The organism is Brucella sp. NBRC 12953 (assembly GCF_040369775.1).
Classification (GTDB): Bacteria; Pseudomonadota; Alphaproteobacteria; order Rhizobiales; family Rhizobiaceae; genus Brucella; species Brucella pseudogrignonensis.
In genome coordinates this window covers 33,250-52,063 of record NZ_BAABSV010000008.1, presented here as the reverse complement: position 1 = coordinate 52,063, position 18,814 = coordinate 33,250, and the positions used below count along the sequence as shown (strand labels likewise).

The following is an 18,814-nucleotide window of genomic DNA, read 5'->3' as shown; positions in this document are numbered from 1 at the left end:
TCGGTCAATGCAAAAGCATCTCTCCCTGCAAATGTTTCCAGTCAGACGGACCAAGCAGCTTGCAGTGAACATAGACCACTGAATGCAGCGGACCGTCGATCTTCTCCTTCCAGAACTCGATGAAGTGGTGCAGCACGGGAAAATCTGGCGCAATATCATAATCCTGCCAGACAAAGAGCTGCAACAGATGCGGATGATCGGGCATGTGGTAGAAAAGCTTTGCCGTTGTCAGACCGTAACCGGCAAGCTGGAGCTCAAAAGCCGACTTCGCACCGAGGGCTGGCTTTGAATTAAAAGCGGATGTCGTCATAGCGATTTCCCCTTTTTATAGGGAGCCCATTGTGAACACTGAGAGGCTCCGACAATAATTATACTCGTCAAAAATAGTTTTTAAATAGTAAAAACAATATGTTAGCACCATATCGAGATGAGTGCTGCCACGTTGATCATATTTTTGTGCTGCGTCACTCTGGACCATAGTCGATCCCAATGTCTAATTTACGTTTAGCCAGACGGAATGTAGATGAGTCTGGCGATAGCTTCGCCCCGATGCGAGCTATCGATTACGGCGGGAGGATCGCCGTACAGCAAGGAGGATGACATGTCGGAAAAGCTTTACCCTGTTCTGCCGGGGGCAAAGAAGAACACGCTCATAGACAACGAGAAGTATCTCGAATGGTACAATGAGAGCGTGACCGACCCGGATGGATTCTGGGCCAAGCACGGCCGACGGATTGATTGGTTCAAACCCTTCACCAAAGTCAAGAACACCGATTTCAACGGCGATGTTTCGATCAAGTGGTATGAGGATGGCGTCACTAACGTCTCCTACAACTGTATCGACCGTCATCTGAAAAGCCGTGGCGATAAGGTTGCGATCATCTGGGAAGGTGACAATCCCTATATCGACAAGAAGATCACCTATCGCGAGCTGCATGAAAATGTCTGCCGCCTTGCCAATGTGCTGAAGAAGCACGGCGTCAAGAAGGGTGATCGCGTCACCATCTATCTGCCGATGATCCCGGAAGCAGCTTACGCAATGCTCGCCTGCGCACGTATTGGTGCGGTGCATTCCGTCGTCTTTGCTGGCTTCTCGCCGGAAGCACTGGCCGGTCGTATCGTTGACTGCGAATCCACTTTCGTCATCACGGCGGATGAAGGCGTGCGCGGCGGCAAGCCGGTCCCACTCAAAGAAAACACCGATACCGCTATCGACATCGCTGCCAAGCAATATGTGATGGTCAACAAGGTCCTGACTGTGCGCCGTACCGGCGGCAAGGTCAGCTGGGGACCGGGCCGCGATCTCTGGTATCATCAGGAAGTCGCAAGCGTCGAACCGACCTGCGAACCGGAACCAATGAACGCGGAAGATCCGCTGTTCATCCTCTACACTTCCGGCTCAACCGGCAAGCCAAAGGGTGTGCTGCACACCACCGGCGGCTATCTCGTCTACGCTTCGATGACCCATCAATATGTCTTCGACTATCATGATGGCGACATCTACTGGTGTACCGCGGATGTGGGCTGGGTCACAGGCCATTCCTATATCGTCTACGGACCGCTGGCCAACGGCGCCACCACACTGATGTTTGAAGGTGTGCCGAACTTCCCCGATCAGGGTCGTTTCTGGGAAGTGGTGGACAAGCACCACGTCAACATCTTCTACACCGCACCAACGGCGATCCGCGCATTGATGGGCGCTGGCGACGAATTCGTCACCCGCTCATCGCGTTCAACGCTGCGCCTTCTCGGCTCGGTCGGCGAACCGATCAACCCGGAAGCTTGGGAATGGTATTACAACGTGGTCGGCGATCAGCATTCGCCAATCGTTGATACATGGTGGCAGACGGAAACCGGCGGTATTCTGATCACGCCATTACCGGGCGCAACGGACCTCAAGCCAGGCTCTGCGACGCGTCCATTCTTTGGCGTGAAGCCGCAGCTGGTGGACAATGAAGGCGCGATTGTCGAAGGTGCGGCCGACGGCAATCTATGCATCATCGATAGCTGGCCGGGCCAGATGCGTACCCTTTACGGCGATCATAAGCGCTTCATCGAAGCCTACTTCTCGACCTATAAGGGCAAGTATTTCACCGGCGACGGCTGCCGCCGTGATGAAGACGGTTACTACTGGATCACAGGCCGCGTCGATGACGTGCTCAATATTTCCGGCCATCGTCTTGGCACAGCGGAAATCGAGTCGGCACTCGTCTCGCATCACTCGGTTTCGGAAGCCGCTGTTGTCGGCTACCCGCACCCGATCAAGGGACAGGGCATCTATTGCTATGTCACACTGATGACCGGCGAAGCTGTGCAAGACGAAGACGCTCTGCGCAAAGAGCTGGTAAGCCATGTGCGTAAGGAAATCGGCCCGATTGCAACGCCGGACAAAATCCAGTTCTCGCCGGGCCTGCCAAAGACCCGCTCCGGCAAGATCATGCGCCGTATCCTGCGAAAGATCGCTGAAGACGAGTTCGGCTCACTGGGCGATACGTCGACACTCGCCGATCCGGGCGTCGTGGACGATCTGATCGAAAACCGCCAGAACAAGAAATAATAAAAAGCCCCGGGAAACCGGGGCTTTTTCTTTATTACCGGAGGCTGTAAATGCGCCCTAGTTTGATGAGATTTTCGTTCCTGCATGCCGAAAATCGTGGTCTTCGAGAACCGGAGCGGAGTGTACTTTTGGGTACATGAGCACCGGAAGCGCAGAAGAACGCGATTTGCAGGCCGCAGAAACGGAAATATCCCAAACTTAGAAGTCGATGGTCCGCCCTTTAATCTCCCAGTCGCCAAAGCGCGCTGGATCTTTGCCGCCGCGACCGCCAATTTCACGCGGTAGCTTTTCGGCATTTTCACTCGCGCGGCGCTCTTCCGCTTCTTTCAGCGCGCGCTGGGCTGCCGGTGGCAAATCTTCAAACTTGCGTGGTTCGGCATTATCGTCGTTGGCGGGTTCGTTGAACTTATCGGTCATCTGTTTGCGATCCGTTATTAGAGCCCATTATTGAAGATCAGGCATTTCATACCCATCATATAGTTAAACCTGACGGGGAAGCAAAACCCCGATTAAGTAAACTGTTGCTGAACCGGAGACCTATACGCATGAATATGACGAAAACTGCCATGCTGATTGCTCTCATGACAGTCATGTTCATGAGCATCGGCTATTTGCTGGGCGGCGGCGGCGGCATGATGATCGCGCTGGTGGTCGCTGTTGCGATGAACCTGTTTGGCTACTGGAATTCCGACAAGATGGTTCTGCGCATGTACAACGCGCAGGAAGTCGATGAGCGTTCCGGCTCCGATTATTATCGCATGGTCAGAGGTCTTGCTGCCAATGCAGGCCTGCCGATGCCGAAGGTTTATATCATCCACGAAGACCAGCCCAATGCCTTTGCAACGGGCCGCAACCCGGAAAATGCTGCCGTTGCAGCCACGACCGGCCTTCTCAATCGACTGACACCGGAAGAAGTTGCGGGCGTGATGGCACATGAGCTGGCGCATGTTCAGAACCGCGATACGCTGACCATGACAATCGTGGCCACACTTGCCGGTGCCATTTCCATGCTCGGCAATTTTGCATTTTTCCTCGGTGGAAACCGCGAAAACGGTAATGGGATTATCGGTGTCATCGGTACAATTCTTGCAATGATCGTGGCTCCTTTTGCGGCGATGATCGTGCAGATGGCGGTGAGCCGTACCCGCGAATATGCTGCCGACCGTCGCGGTGCTGAAATCTGCGGCAACCCGCTCTGGCTCTCATCCGCCCTTGGCAAGATCGCCCGCGGCGCTAAGTCTGTTGTCAATGAAGAAGCCGAGCACAACCCGGCAACCGCCCATATGTTTATCATCAACCCGCTGAGCGGACGTGGTGCAGACAACCTCTTTTCTACTCACCCTGATACCGACAATCGTATTCAGGCGCTGGAGCAGATGGCAGCTGAAATGGGCATTCGTTCTGCTGGAATGACGCAGCGCAACACAGCCCCTGCACAAAACAGTGGTCCTTGGGGACAAACTAGTGGTAATGCAGACAAAAATAACAGTGGTGGTTCCGGTTCCAATTCTGGCTACCGAGGCCCGTGGTCGTAGAAACGCATCCCAAGCGTTAGATAAAGTAGAACAGCGTGAACGATAAGAAACCTGCGCCAAAGCGTGGAAATAACAAGCCGCAGACACATGACTACGTCGCAGACCGTGCCGAACAGCAACGGCCCGGTCTTGCCGCACGTCTCACTGCGGCCCGCCTGCTTGGCGCAGTGATTGAAAAGAACACATCGCTCGACGGTCTGACCGATAACAGCCATGGCCATCCGCAATATTTGGCACTTGAGCCACGCGACCGTTCGCTCGTTCGCGCTATTTTGGGCTCGGCGCTACGCAATCGCGGTAGCATTGATCGAGCAATCAACAAGCGTCTCGACCGCCCATTGCCAGAAAACGCGCATGCGCTCAAACACCTGTTGCATGTCGCTGTCGCGCAGATTTTCTATCTCAACCTGCCTGATCATTCAGCGGTTGATCTGGCCGTTGAAGCAGCGAATTATGACCCGCGTAATCGTAAATATGCAGGTCTGGTGAACGCTCTTCTGCGCCGTCTGTCGCGCAACAAAGAGCGTGCACTCGAGCACACATTGCAGCCCGAAAAAAATGTGCCGGAATGGTTTTCAAGAAGCCTTACCGATTCCTATGGCCCGAAAAAAACCACGGCCATTTTGACTATGCATGGCTATGAGCCACCAATCGATTTCACCGTTAAGGGTGATCCGAAGGAATGGGCAGAGAAACTCGGCGGTGTAGCCTTGCCTAACGGTTCTGTCCGTCTTGAAACGGTTGTGGGCAACCTCACCGACCTGCCCGGTTTTGCCGAGGGCGATTGGTGGGTACAGGATGCCGCCGCAAGCCTGCCAGCGCGTCTGATGGGCGACATCAAGGGCAAGCGCGTGGCAGATCTTTGTGCAGCCCCCGGCGGCAAGACAGCACAGCTTGTGCTTCAGGGTGCGGACGTGACAGCCCTTGATATGTCTGAAAACCGCCTCAAGCGCCTTGACGGCAATCTGGAACGTTTGGGCCTTAAAGCCCGCACGGTTGCTAGCAATATGATGGATTTTAAGCCGGATACGTTGTTTGATGCCGTGCTGCTGGATGCGCCCTGCTCATCCACCGGCACCGTGCGCCGTCACCCGGATGTGCCGTGGACCAAGACACCGCAAGATATTAAGAAGCTTGCGACCCTTCAGGCCAAAATGCTTGATAAGGCCATCACGCTTGTGAAACCCGGCGGCACAGTATTGTTCTCTAATTGCTCGCTGCATCCGCAGGAGGGCGAGGACATGGCCCGTAATGCGCTCAAAAATCCGGCCATTGAAGCCTATCCGATTACGCTTGAAGAATGCCCCGGTCTTGAAGGTTTGATCACCAAAGAAGGCTTCCTGCGGTCGACCCCTGCCGATCTGCCCGCTGAAAATTTTGATGGCAATCCGAATATGGCAGGCATGGACGGCTTTTTCGCCGCTCGTTTCAGACGTAAGGCCTAAAGCATGTCGCGGAAAAGTGGGAACCGCCTTCGCGGGGAAATTAGTCCACTGGACTAATTTCTGATCCCGCTTCGATCCGATAACGACATGCGTACAAACAACGACTTAAAGCGCGTCTCTTGAATATGATAAATTGCGACGCGCTTTAATCAGTTAGCAACTGCTGATTAAAATCGATGAATTTGGCATAATGGGTGCCCTGCGCCCATTATGGTTAACACTCGATTCACCATTATCGACGATTCTAAGAATGCATGATTCCGAAATCTGGAAACCGGCATTTCGATACATCATGCCATGAAAGGACGGACCTGCCTTTATCGGGTCCATTGCGAATGAATTTTAATACGGAGAACGAGAGGGTGGCAGTCGCGTTGAGCGAAACCCCGCATCTTTGGGGACTGGCCGTTGCACAGGCTTGGCGCAGGTTCAGCCGCCGTCTGCGCATGGGTCCGCTTTTTCGCTGGCGTTTCACCGGCTTCACACCGGAGCGCATCCTCATTGCACCTCCTGATCTTCGCGTTGCCGACCCGCAGCTGGCCCAAGAGTTCTATCACGGCCGTTTCGCACTGGCCGGTCGCCTCGTCGAAACCGGCGGCATGTCGCCCTTTGCAGTAGAGCCGCCTACTCCTGAATGGGAAGCAGCCCTTCAGGGCTTTGGCTGGCTGCGTCACTTGAAAAGCGCCAATAGCGAGCTTGCCACCGCCAATGCGCGTGCGCTCGTTGACGATTGGATGCGCCTTTATGGCAAACGCATCGGTGGCCTTGCCTGGTCGCCGGAAGTAACGGCGCAGCGCATCATCGCCTGGCTGCAACATTCCAACCTCATTCTCTCTGGCGCAGAGCTGCCTGCCTACCGCAAATTCATGCGTTCGCTTGCCATGCAGGTGCGTTACCTGCGCACCGTCGCCTCCGCCATGGATGACGGCGAAGAACGTCTGCGTGCGCGCATTGCGCTTGCCTTTGCAGCACTCGCCTTGCCGGTTTCACCACCGACCGCCCGCGCCGCCCGTCGCAATCTCGAGTATGAGCTGAAGCGCCAGATCCTGCCTGATGGCGGGCATATCTCGCGCAACCCGGTTACGATCCTTGAACTGCTGGCCGATCTTCTGCCGCTGCGTCAGACCTATGCCAATGGCACGGAATCCCCGCCAAAGGCATTGATCGAAGCTGTCGAGCGCATGTTGCCGGCGCTGCGTTTCTTCCGGCATCAGGATGGCAGCCTAGCGCTTTTCAATGGCGTTGGACCAACACTGTCCGAGCGCATCATTTCTGTTTTGCGTCATGATGAAACCGCAGGCTCACCGCTGACCCACGCGCCTTACTCGGGCTATGAACGCCTGTCGATGGGTGCGACGACCATTATCGCCGATACCGGTCTTCCGCCGCCTGTAACGGCGTCGCGCGATGCCCATGCGGGCTGTCTCGCCTTTGAAATGTCTTCGGGCCGTCAGCGCTATATCGTCAATTCCGGTGTCGACCGTTACGGCCCACCGGAATTTCGTCCGTTGGGTCGCTCGACGGCTGCGCACTCGACTGCCACCATCAATGACACATCATCCTGCCGTTTCAGCCTGAATGCAGGCCTCTCCAACATGATCGGCACGCCGATTATTGCAGGCCCGACAAAAGTTCAGCGCGACCGTGTGGAAGACCTTGGACGTCAAGGCTTTGTCGCAAGCCATGATGGCTATGCCCGCCTTTTCGGTATTTACCATGAGCGCCGCGTTGTGCTCTCGCATAATGGCAGCGTCATTCAGGGTGCCGACCGTTTCTATCGCGGCGATGCCAAGGCTTTGAAAGCCAATGGTCGCGACAATGTCGCGGTGCGCTTTCATATCCACCCATCGGTGGATATCTCGTTTGATGAAAACGGCCTGATTATCCTCAGTGCCCCACATGACGACACATGGGCCTTTTCCTGTTTTGAAGTTGCTCCGCAATTGGAAGACAGCATCTTCTTTGCCGGCTTCCGCGGACCTGTGACATCAAAGCAGATCGTCCTTTCGTTCCCGGCTTCTGAACTGCCGGAAGTGAACTGGCAATTCAGCCGCGTTGCGATTGGAAGTTACGCCTAATCAACAAAGCCCCGATTGCTGGCTTTTAGGGTATGATTCGTGTCTCAGCTGTGCTAACTCGCCATCGTCCCACCCTTCCTGAACGCAAAACGCTTCAGCAACGAAGAGACCGTTTCCTATGGCTGTCAGCTCCAAGCATATTCCCGCTCCCGATCTTCATCGGGTGCGCCGCGCCCTCCTTTCCGTGTCCGACAAGACCGGCCTCATCGATTTCGCCAAGGCACTTCATGCCCATGGCGTTGAAATCCTCTCGACCGGCGGCACCGCCAAGTCGATTGCCGCAGAAGGCATTCCTGTAAAGGACGTTTCGGAAGTCACCGGCTTCCCGGAAATCATGGACGGACGCGTAAAGACGCTGCACCCATCGGTTCACGGCGGCCTGCTTGCAGTGCGCAACGACCCTGAACACGTTGCTGCAATGGAAGCCCACGGCATTGGCGGCATCGATCTGGCCGTCATCAATCTCTACCCATTTGAAGAAGTCCGCTTCAAGGGCGGCGACTACGACACCACTGTTGAGAATATCGACATTGGTGGCCCAGCCATGATCCGCGCTTCGGCAAAGAATCATGCCTATGTCGCAACCGTTGTCGATCCGGCCGACTATGCAGACGTTGTAGCCGAGCTCGAAAAGAACGAAGGCTCGCTACCGATTTCTTTCCGCAAAAAGCTCGCAGCCAAGGCGTTCTCACGTACTGCCGCTTATGATGCAGCCATTTCAAACTGGTTTGCCGAAGCAATCGGTGAGGAAACCCCGACCTATCGCTCGGTTGCAGGCAAGCTGCACTCTGTCATGCGCTATGGTGAAAACCCGCATCAGACGGCTGGTTTTTATCTGACCGGCGAACAGCGTCCGGGTGTGGCCACAGCAACGCAGCTTCAAGGCAAGCAGCTTTCCTATAACAACATCAACGACACCGATGCAGCTTTTGAGCTCGTAGCTGAGTTTGACCCAGCCCGCACCGCAGCCGTTGCCATCATCAAGCACGCCAATCCTTGCGGTGTCGCCGAAGCTGCAACTATCACCGAAGCTTATCTCAAGGCACTGGCCTGCGATCCTGTTTCGGCCTTTGGCGGTATTGTTGCGCTCAACAAGACACTTGATGAAGCCGCCGCTGAAGAAATCGTCAAAATCTTCACCGAAGTCATCATCGCGCCCGACGCCACTGAAGGCGCACAGGCCATCGTTGCAGCCAAGAAAAACCTGCGTCTGCTGGTAACGGGCGGTCTGCCTGATCCGCGCGCCAAGGGCATTGCAGCGAAAACCGTTGCAGGCGGCCTGCTGGTCCAGTCGCGCGACAACGGCGTTGTCGATGATCTTGACCTTAAAGTTGTCACCAAGCGGAGCCCAAGCGAAGCCGAACTCAACGATATGAAGTTCGCTTTCCGCGTTGGTAAGCATGTGAAGTCGAACGCAATCGTCTACGTCAAGGATGGCGCAACGGTTGGCATCGGCGCAGGCCAGATGAGCCGCGTCGACTCGGCCCGTATCGCAGCGCGTAAGGCAGAAGATGCAGCAGAAGCTGCCGGTCTTGCCGAGCCGCTGACCAAGGGCTGTGTTGTAGCGTCCGACGCGTTTTTCCCGTTTGCTGACGGTCTGCTGTCCGCTGTTCAGGCAGGCGCCACGGCGGTTATCCAGCCGGGCGGCTCGATGCGTGACGATGAAGTCATTGCTGCAGCTGACGAGCATGGCATTGCCATGGTGATGACCGGAATGCGTCACTTCCGTCACTAGAGCGCCGTGCGCCCTTCCGGGCGCACAAAGGTCGCTCTAATACAGCAATCTATATTGAACCCGAAAGCCCCGGCAACACTATGTTGCCGGGGCTTTTTCTTTGAGAACTTCATAAATAGGATGGATTTTCGCAAACGAAAGTGTACCCTATTAATTAGCCTGCAAATCTTATCAAAGAGGCGGGATAATCGCTCTAAAATACCCCTATTGCTTTCGTTTGATATTCATATTATTTCGATTAAGTTCATTTAACGCATAAATGAAATAAAGGATGTCAGCGAAAAAGCATTGGGAGTGCTGCAATACGGGCCTGAATTATGTTGAAGTGGCCACCTGCTCAAAAAGAGCAAAGTGGTTTTTGGAGAGACGCATATATTCATTCGAGATTAGCGAAAATGGGTTGCAACGGACATACATATTCGCATCCTGACAAGATCTCTGCCATTCGAGCGGGAGGAGCATAGTAAATGACACAGTTCGTCGGTTCAATCGATCAGGGAACCACCAGTTCACGTTTTATCATTTTTGACCGGAACGGCGATATTGTCGCCATGGATCAGCGCGAACACGAGCAGATCTATCCCAAGGCTGGCTGGGTTGAGCACAATGCCAATGAAATCTGGCGCAACACGCAGCATGTTATCGGCGAAACACTGAAGAAAGCGAAGCTCAAGGCTTCCGATATTGCATCCGTCGGCATTACCAATCAGCGCGAAACAACGCTGCTGTGGGACAGGAAGACCGGCGCACCGCTTTACAATGCCATTGTCTGGATGGACACACGCACGGACGAACTGGTCGATCATTTTGTCAAAGATGGTGGCGCAGATCGCCTGCGCGATAAGACCGGACTGCCGATTTCGACTTACTTCTCAGGCCTTAAACTGCGCTGGATACTCGATAATGTTCCCGGGGCGCGCGAAAAGGCAGAAGCAGGTGATGCGCTGTTCGGCACGATGGATAGCTGGCTTGTCTGGAATCTCACCGGCGGCGCAAAAGGCGGCATTCACATCACCGATGTAACCAACGCGTCACGCACGCAGTTGATGGACTTGTCTACGCTCAAATGGGACGAGGAAATCTTGCAGCTGTTCGGTATTCCCGCAGCTTGCCTGCCGGAAATTCGTTCTTCCAGCGACGTCTATGGCGAGATTACCCTGCCCGCGCTTGTCAGTGTGAAGCTTGCAGGCATTCTGGGCGATCAGCAGGCAGCCCTTTTCGGTCAGGCCTGCCTTGAGCCGGGCGAAGCCAAGAACACCTATGGCACCGGCTGCTTCATGCTGATGAATACTGGCGAAAAGCTGGTTCCATCCACCTATGGGCTTCTAACGACTGTTGCCTATCAGCTTGGTGAGCAAAAGCCGGTCTATGCGCTGGAAGGGTCTATCGCAATCACCGGCGCACTGGTGCAATGGCTGCGCGATAATCTTGGCATTATCAAAACCAGCGCTGACATTGAAACACTGGCGCGCACAGTCGAAGACAATGGCGATGTCTATTTCGTCCCGGCCTTCTCCGGCCTTTACGCACCACATTGGGAAGATTCCGCACGCGGCGTCATTGCTGGTCTGACGCGCTTTGCCAATAAAGGTCACATTGCCCGCGCCGCCCTTGAAGCAAGCGCCTATCAGGTGCGCGAAGTGCTGGAAGCCATGGTCAAGGATTCAGGTGTAGAGATTACTGAACTGCGTGCCGATGGTGGCATGACCATCAACGAGCTGCTCATGCAGTTCCAGTCCGACATTCTGAATGTTCCGGTCGTGCGTCCGAAGATCATCGAAACCACAGCCCTTGGTGCCGCTTATGCGGCTGGGCTTGCCGTGGGCTATTGGAAGTCGACAAACGACATTATTGAGAACTGGCAGGTCGGCCAGCGCTGGCATCCAAAGATGACGGCAAAGGAACGCACCGGCCTGTTCAACGCGTGGGAGAAGGCCGTGCAGCGGTCTCTCAACTGGGTTGATTAAAACTAAAGCATGTCGCGGAAAAGTGGGAACCGGTTTTCCGATAACGACATGCGTAAAAACAATGAGTTAGAGCGAGCGTTGTGGATACAATTAACCGCGACACGCTCTAAGGCTCTCGTAACAGACCGAACTTGAAAACGATCAATGATTATCGACAGCCGGTGAGCACATCCGCTCACCGGGCGGCTTTTTAGTACCTAAATTATTCCCTCGGAGTAGATGATGAGTAATGGTTTTATCGGTGAATTTCTCGGCACGATGGTGCTTATCCTGTTGGGCGATGGCGTGGTTGCAAACGTGCTTCTTGCAAAATCCAAAGGCCAGAATTCCGGCTGGATCGTCATTACCGCAGGCTGGGGCTTTGCGGTTCTCTGTGGTGTGATGGTTGCCGTTGCGGCTGGCAGTGCGGGTCATCTGAACCCCGCCGTGACGCTTGCTTTTTATGCGGCCGGTACTTTTCCGGCGGCTGAAGTAGCTCCCTACATTGCGGCGCAGATGCTTGGTGCTTTCGCAGGTGCAGTGCTTGTCTATCTCGCCTACCTGCCTCACTGGAAGCCAACGGAAGACAAAAGCCTCAAGCTCGGCGTCTTCTGCACCGGACCTGCCATCCGCAACATACCAGCCAATTGCCTGACGGAAATAATCGGCACATTTGTGCTGGTCTTTGTGGTCATTGCCATTGGTGCAAAGGCTGTTGGTGCAACAGGCGTCCTTGGACCACTGATGGTCGGCCTGCTTGTCTGGGCGCTTGGTGTTTCACTGGGCGGCCCCACCGGCTATGCGATCAATCCGGCACGCGATCTCGGACCACGCATCGCCCACGCATTGCTGCCTATTCCGGGCAAAGGCGGCTCGGACTGGTCCTATGCCTGGGTACCCGTAGCAGCGCCGATCATCGGTGGCTTTCTCGCGATCACATGCGCTAAAGCTGCTGGCATGATGTAATGATTGAGCGATGAAATCAGCGCGCCGGGATGCGCGCTGACTTTCCTTATCGATCCGCTGGATAAGGTGTTCTTGCGGCAAGCAGAATGCCAATCGCAAAGAAGAGCACCAGCACCGACATCCCTATTGCGGCTGAATGCGTGATCGCGGTCATTGTTGCCACGAGGAAGGGGCCGACAAAGCTCGTTGCCCGCCCTGCCAAGGCATAGATACCGAAATAACGGCCTGATTCTTCAGGCCTGATGCTGCGGGCAAACCACGACCGGGAGGACGCCTGCACAGGGCCGAAGGCAGCGCCCAGCATGACGCCGTAAACCAGGAAGGCATGTTCCGCAGGGGTCGCGAACAAACCTTGAGCCGGCAAATATTCCAGTGGCATGATGCCGAACATCAGATAATCGCGCCCTGTCGATACAATCCCAACGGACGCCAGCAACAAAAGCCACAGTGAAATCATAACAATGACTTTGGAGCCAAAACGCGTATCCATGCGGCTTGCAACAAGGCAGCTGAAAATCGCCATGACATTGGTGATCATGCCGAACAGGCCGATCTCAGTGATCGACCACTGAAACATGGAGGCGGCATAGCCTGCACCCAGTGCAATGATTGCATTAACGCCATCCTGATAGACCATCCGCGCGATGAGAAATCGTGCGATCCCGGGGCGTTTACGAACCTCACTTAATGTCGCTTTGAGCTCAGACAGACCTTTGCCCAGCGCCTGTCGCAAGGGCTTTCCGCGCGCCTGATCAGGCGTAAAAAGAAACATCGGCAGAATAAATATCAGATACCAGAGCGCGGAGATCGGCCCGGTTATACGGGCATCTTCCCCTTGCACAGGATCAAGCCCGAACAAGGGTTTCATACCGATAATCGTTTTGCCGGTTTCAGGTGAAGCCGCGAGGCAAAAGACCACAAAGATCAAAACGATCATGCCACCGAGATAGCCGAGGCCCCAGGCCAGATTGGAAACGCGTCCAATCTCTTCGCGCGGCACCAGACGCGGCATCATTGAATCGTTGAAGACGATGGAAAACTCTGCCGAAACCATTGCAATGCTGAAGGCAAGCAGAACCCAGAACAGGTTAGCGCCAGGCACTGCCAACCAGAGCGTCATCAGACTGACGATCTTTAGTACGGCAAAGAACCCGATCCACGGCTTGCGAGACCCTGTCTGATCGGCAATCGAACCGAGAATGGGAGAAAGAATTGCGATAGCGAAGCCTGCGGCAGCAAAACCGTAACCCCAGGCGATCTGCCCGGCTTCTGCAGTCTCGGCCATGCGTGAAATGAAGTAAGGACCAAAGATAAACGTGATCACAACTGTAAAAAACGGCTGTGCCGCCCAGTCGAAAAATATCCAGCCCCATACGCCGCGTCGCGAGGCATAACCTCCCGCGCTTAAAGGTTGATCGCTCAACAAATTGCTCCTCGCCCCCGGTGTTAAAAAGCTATTCGGTCATAAATAAGCCAGACCTTATACTGCGGTATCACCACCGACAATAAACAAAAAAGGGCGACCTAAGTCGCCCCTTTAAATCAGAGTTGTCGAACCCTTACTGGGTTAAATCAGACATCAGCCCTGCGGCAACAGCCAGACGCGAAACGGTGAGATCGCCGCCTTCGGTCAGAGCAACCATACGGTTTCTGATCTGGTCGATGCGCGCTGCATCTTCTGCAAACCATGCCGCCGCCGGATCCTTGTCCTTGCCGTGCTTTTTCAGTGCTGCAATCGTGATGCCACGCGCTGCCTGCGTGATCGTATCGCTCGCACGCGATAGTGCCAGACCGTCATAATAGTCGGTGACTGGAATCGTGCGTGCTGCTTCTTCGATACGACCAATGCGGAAGGCTTCCGATACACCGAAATAAGCCTTGGCGGTTGCAACCAGATCGGCAGAAGCCAGATGGGCGATCAATGCGATGTCCGGCATGATGCCTGCAAGCTGCAGATTGGCCAGACGCTGAGCAAGCTTCTCAGGCGCACCCTTTTCAACAAAGGTCGCCTTGTCGGCCTGCACTGCATCAATCAAGTAGTCCGGCATCAGACTATCGAAGCGTGGCTCAAGAGCCGAGCGGGCCGTGGTGATGGTGTTCACCAGTTCTGTCAGATTTGCACGCGTGGTGTCGTTGCGCAGAACCCAGGCGGTCGTCGCAAGCAGCATCTCGCCAACGAGATGATAGAACTGGTTCTGCACATCGCCCGCCACCTTGTTATCGAGCGCATCGATAGCGTCATAGATCGCATTGATCTCAAAGCCATCGCGCACCGCCACATAAGCGCGGACGATATCGGCAGGCGACTTGCCTGTCGTATCGGCCAAACGGCTGATGAAGGTGATGCCGCCACGATTGATGATATCGTTAGCCAGCAAAGTAGCGACGATTTCACGCTTCAGGCGGTGATTGGAAATTTCGTCAGCATAGGTTTTCACCATACGCTTCGGGAAGTAACCAAACAACAGCTGCTCGAAATACGGCTCGTCTGGAAGCCTGCTTGCCACCAGATCATCCGACAGTGACAGCTTGGCATAGGCGAGCAGAACCGCGAGTTCCGGACGCGTCAGCGGCTGTCCTGATTTCTGACGATCATTAAGCACTGCGTCCGATGGCAGATACTCGACCTTGCGATCCAGCAGCTTGCGCGCTTCAAGCTCGGCCATGAAGCGAGCCTGATAAGGCAGCTCCGTGAGGCCCTGACGTTCGCTCAATGAAAGTGCGAGCGGCTGCAGATAATTGTTGCGCAGCACCAGTTCCGACACATCGTCGGTCATGCTCACCAGCAGCTTGTCGCGTGCAGGACGCTTGAGCTTGCCCGAACGCATGGCAGCAGCCAATGCAATCTTGATGTTGACCTCAACGTCGGAGCAGTTGACGCCTGCAGAGTTGTCGATGGCATCGGTATTGCTGCGGCCACCAGTCAGTGCATATTCGATGCGTCCGCGCTGCGTGACACCGAGATTTGCCCCCTCGCCGACAACCTTCGCCCGAACTTCCGAGCCTGTGATACGGATTGCATCATTGGCACGATCACCAACCTGCGCATCCGTTTCAGCACCGGCTCGGATATAGGTACCGATACCGCCGAACCACAGAAGATCAACTTCCGCCTTCAGGATCGCCGTCATAATTTCCTGCGGCGAAGCAGTGGTTTTGCCAAGGCCAATAGCCTTTGCCGCTTCTGCCGACAGCGTAATCGTCTTCTGACTGCGGCTATAAACGCCACCGCCCGACGAGATTTTAGAGCGATCGTAATCCTGCCAGCTCGAACGCGGCAGTTCGAACAGACGTTTGCGCTCTGCAAAGCCGTCAGCTGGAACAGGGCTTGGATCAATGAAGATATCGCGGTGGTCGAAGGCTGCAACCAGCTTGATCTGCTCCGACAGGAGCATACCGTTACCGAACACGTCGCCCGACATATCGCCAACACCTGCAACCGTGAACGGCTCGGTCTGGATATCCTTGTCGAACTCACGGAAATGCCGCTTCACGGCTTCCCATGCACCACGCGCGGTGATCGCCATACCTTTGTGATCGTAACCGGCGGAACCGCCCGATGCGAAAGCATCATCGAGCCAGAAGTCATGTGCCTGGCTGATCGCATTTGCCGTATCGGAGAAGGTTGCAGTGCCCTTATCGGCAGCAACAACGAAATACGGATCGTCATTGTCGTGACGCACCACTTCCGCAGGCGGCACAACATCATTGTCATGAATATTGTCAGTGACCGACAGAAGCGTGGAAATGAAGACCTTATAGGCATCTCGACCGGCTTCAAACACGGCATTGCGATCGCCGCCGACCGGCAGACGTTTCGGATAGAAGCCGCCCTTGGCACCAACCGGCACAATCACCGCATTCTTGACCTGCTGTGCTTTCACGAGACCCAGGACTTCTGTGCGATAATCCTGTGCGCGATCCGACCAGCGCAGACCGCCACGCGCTACAGCGCCAAAGCGTAGGTGTACGCCTTCCACTTCCGGGCCATAGACGAAAATCTCGCGATACGGACGCGGATCAGGCAGACCTTCGACAAGCCGTGGATTAAGCTTGAACGCGAATGTCACGCGTGGCTTGCCTTCAGCATCCGGCTGATAGGCATTGGTACGCAACGTTGCTTCGATCAGGTTGCGGAAACGACGCAGAATCTGGTCATCATCGATGCTTGGAACGCCGAGAAGTGCCGTTTCGATACCGTCGACCAGCTTCTTTTCAGCAGCGTCGCGACGCTTGGCCGATGGGTTGAAGCGCAGATCAAACAGCGAATAAAGATCACTGGCGATTTCCGGATAGCGGTTGAGTGCTGCGGCAATGAAACCTTGCGAATAGGCAATACCTGCCTGTTGCAGATAGCGACCATAAGAACGCAGGATCATGATCTGGCGTGCGCTCAGGCGTGCGGTCTGCACCAGAGCGTTATAACCGTCATTGTCAGCGAGAGCGTCCCAGACATTGCGGAACACATCTTCCAGCATCTCACCATCATCGGACAGATCAACCGGCGCGCCATAGGCGTTCACGAGCTGCATGTCATGCACGTAAACGGCAGCACCATCTTTGCCTGCTTGCGGCAGATCGATGGTCTGCTCGCTAACAACGCGGAAGCCCATGTTTTCAAGAAGCGGAACGCGCTGTGACAGCACAACCGGCGCGCCATGATGGTAGAGCTTGAGCGAAACCGCATCCGGACCATCGGTGCGATAACGATAGAAGTCCACGAAAAGCGGGGCTTCTGCACTCAGGCCAGCAATGCGTTCTGCATCGACCAGCGCTTCCGGAGCCGTGAAGATTTCGCGATAGGATTGCGGGAAGCTCGAAGCCAAAGCGATGGTCTTTGCGTCTGCGCTATCCGAGCTTTCACGCACAGCGTCTTCCCATGTGCGAACGATCGAACGCACTTCTTCTTCCAGCGCATCGCGATCCACATGCGGCGTGGAACGTTCATGACGACGGATGACGAACTGAACGCGCGTCAGACCATTCTGCAGGAAGACTGGATGGAATTCGAAGCTGTCGCCGCTATAAATCTCGACAAGATAACGACCAATCTTCTCACGCACGACAGAGTCGTAACGGTCACGCGGGATATAGACCAGCACGGTGGCAAAGCGGCCAAAGCGGTCAAGACGCGGGATTGCACGAACGCGTGGGCGCTCGCCAAGAGCCAGGATCAGTTCGGCATTGGCTGTGAGGCTTTCCGCATCGATCTGGAAAAGTTCATCACGCGGATATTCTTCCAGCACATTCACAAGCGCCTTTCCGGAATGGTCTTCACGGTTGAAGCCAAGGTGCTTGATAACCGTATCAGCCTTGGAACGGATGAACGGAATACCGGCAACCGAGCTGATATAGGCAACAGATGTGAACAGACCAACGAGACGCAGCTCGCCAATCGCGTCGCCATTCGGCCCAAAAATCTTCACGCCAACATAGTCGAGGTAAGAGCGGCGATGCACCAGTGATAGCGAATTGGCCTTGGTGACGATCAGCGGTTCGCTGCTATCGAGGAACTCTGTAACCTCGCGCGGCGTAACCGTGTCATCGTCGTCCTTGCGCAGAACGCGGACTTCGCTGTCATTGAGGATGCCGAGTGTTTCCTTGACCGGAACCAGCTCACGCTTTTCGCCCTTGCCCTTGAAGGTCAGCTCGCGCATTCCGAGGAAAATGAAGCGATCATCACGCAACCATTCGAGGAAAGCGATTGCCTCCGGCATGGCTGGATCAAGCGTCAGTTCCTGAACGCGCTTATAATCAGCGATGGCGTCATCAAGGCGCCTCAGCATCGGTTTCCAGTCGCTGACAGCAGCGCGAACCTGTCCAAGCACGCGTTTGATAGCGGCGGTCAAATCGGCTTTGGCCTGCTTGTCGAGGGCTGGCAGATGGATCTGCACAAGGCTGACGCGCTCAACGCCCTTGGCGGGTGCGAGCTGCGAAGCTTCGCCCAGAATTGTAAGGCCGTCCTTTTCCCGCTCGATATCGAGAACCGGGTGAACAACCATGAAAATCTGGCTGACATGATCGTTCAACTCACCCATGATCGAGTCGAGCAGGAACGGCATGTTGTCGTTGACGATGGTAATTACGCTGACGGGGCGGCCATGGCGTTCGATGCTGTTATCGACGCTGATGATGCTCTTGCCCTTGCGATAAGATTCAAGCGCTTCATAGCCGTACTGGGCAGATTTATCGAGCGCTGCAGCATCGTAAGCCGCAAGATCTTCGGGCGGTGCCCATTCGAAGAGAAGCTGCGAAAAGGCGATGAGCGCCTTCGACTGTCCTCCCTTCTTCTCCTCCTTGCTTGCCTTGGAACCTTTAACTTTGCTCGACCGATCCTGCTTTGCAGTCACGTCGGATACTCCTGTCATGATGGCAATGCGCGCCAAACTAGCAGATTAGGCACCCGTTTCGATGACAAATCGTTGAAAACAACCAAATATTTCCGTGAAAGCCAGAAAACTCGCATCTAATCCATTTAATTTGGAACAAAACTTCGAAAACCCTTCGGGAAATTTCGAAATATGCCGTTTGGCTTTCCGGAAATGGTCATGC

At 55.0% G+C, this 18,814-nt stretch carries 11 protein-coding genes; 7 read left to right on the top strand and 4 right to left on the bottom strand.

What is annotated here, in order from left to right; genetic code table 11:
• Positions 1-4 precede the first annotated feature (4 nt).
• The gene (locus ABWV94_RS18240; protein WP_007876843.1) at positions 5-310 is read right to left on the bottom strand and encodes an usg protein; all 306 of its coding nucleotides are present in this window, start codon (positions 308-310) and stop codon (positions 5-7) included.
• Between the two features lie 291 nt (positions 311-601).
• Between ABWV94_RS18240 and acs the strand changes: the two genes are divergently transcribed.
• Complete coding sequence (gene acs, locus ABWV94_RS18235; protein ID WP_079212318.1) at positions 602-2,557, top strand: acetate--CoA ligase; 1,956 nt, start codon at positions 602-604, stop codon at positions 2,555-2,557.
• A 198-nt stretch (positions 2,558-2,755) separates the two neighbouring features.
• On the opposite strand, the gene ABWV94_RS18230 is transcribed toward acs, so the two are convergent.
• On the bottom strand, positions 2,756-2,974 hold the full coding sequence (locus ABWV94_RS18230; RefSeq protein ID WP_007876846.1) for a DUF1674 domain-containing protein: 219 nt from the start codon (positions 2,972-2,974) through the stop codon (positions 2,756-2,758).
• Positions 2,975-3,102: 128 nt separating this feature from the next.
• Here ABWV94_RS18230 and htpX point away from each other — a divergent pair, with 128 nt between their 5' ends.
• The 6 genes from htpX (at position 3,103) to ABWV94_RS18200 (ending at position 12,262) form a co-directional block, all read left to right on the top strand.
• Positions 3,103-4,092, top strand: a complete 990-nt coding sequence (htpX, locus tag ABWV94_RS18225) for a zinc metalloprotease HtpX (RefSeq protein ID WP_007876847.1) — start codon at positions 3,103-3,105, stop codon at positions 4,090-4,092.
• A 35-nt stretch (positions 4,093-4,127) separates the two neighbouring features.
• Entirely contained in the window at positions 4,128-5,537 is a 1,410-nt protein-coding gene (locus ABWV94_RS18220; RefSeq protein ID WP_105518955.1) for an RsmB/NOP family class I SAM-dependent RNA methyltransferase, read from the top strand.
• A gap of 362 nt (positions 5,538-5,899) precedes the next feature.
• Positions 5,900-7,615: a heparinase II/III family protein gene (locus ABWV94_RS18215; protein ID WP_167377099.1), complete on the top strand. Its 1,716-nt coding sequence runs from the start codon at positions 5,900-5,902 to the stop codon at positions 7,613-7,615.
• Positions 7,616-7,733: 118 nt separating this feature from the next.
• Complete coding sequence (gene purH, locus ABWV94_RS18210; protein ID WP_112808214.1) at positions 7,734-9,350, top strand: bifunctional phosphoribosylaminoimidazolecarboxamide formyltransferase/IMP cyclohydrolase; 1,617 nt, start codon at positions 7,734-7,736, stop codon at positions 9,348-9,350.
• 467 nt (positions 9,351-9,817) lie between these two features.
• Positions 9,818-11,317: a glycerol kinase GlpK gene (gene glpK, locus ABWV94_RS18205; protein ID WP_079212321.1), complete on the top strand. Its 1,500-nt coding sequence runs from the start codon at positions 9,818-9,820 to the stop codon at positions 11,315-11,317.
• Between the two features lie 222 nt (positions 11,318-11,539).
• On the top strand, positions 11,540-12,262 hold the full coding sequence (locus tag ABWV94_RS18200; protein WP_112808216.1) for an MIP/aquaporin family protein: 723 nt from the start codon (positions 11,540-11,542) through the stop codon (positions 12,260-12,262).
• A gap of 46 nt (positions 12,263-12,308) precedes the next feature.
• Here ABWV94_RS18200 and ABWV94_RS18195 read toward each other — a convergent pair whose 3' ends face one another.
• Together ABWV94_RS18195 and ABWV94_RS18190 are read right to left on the bottom strand one after the other, a co-directional pair.
• A complete protein-coding gene (locus tag ABWV94_RS18195; protein ID WP_353414875.1) occupies positions 12,309-13,685 on the bottom strand; it encodes an MFS transporter in 1,377 nt (458 codons plus the stop codon).
• Positions 13,686-13,821: 136 nt separating this feature from the next.
• A complete protein-coding gene (locus ABWV94_RS18190; RefSeq protein WP_064321104.1) occupies positions 13,822-18,612 on the bottom strand; it encodes an NAD-glutamate dehydrogenase in 4,791 nt (1,596 codons plus the stop codon).
• Between the last annotated feature and the right edge of the window lie 202 nt (positions 18,613-18,814).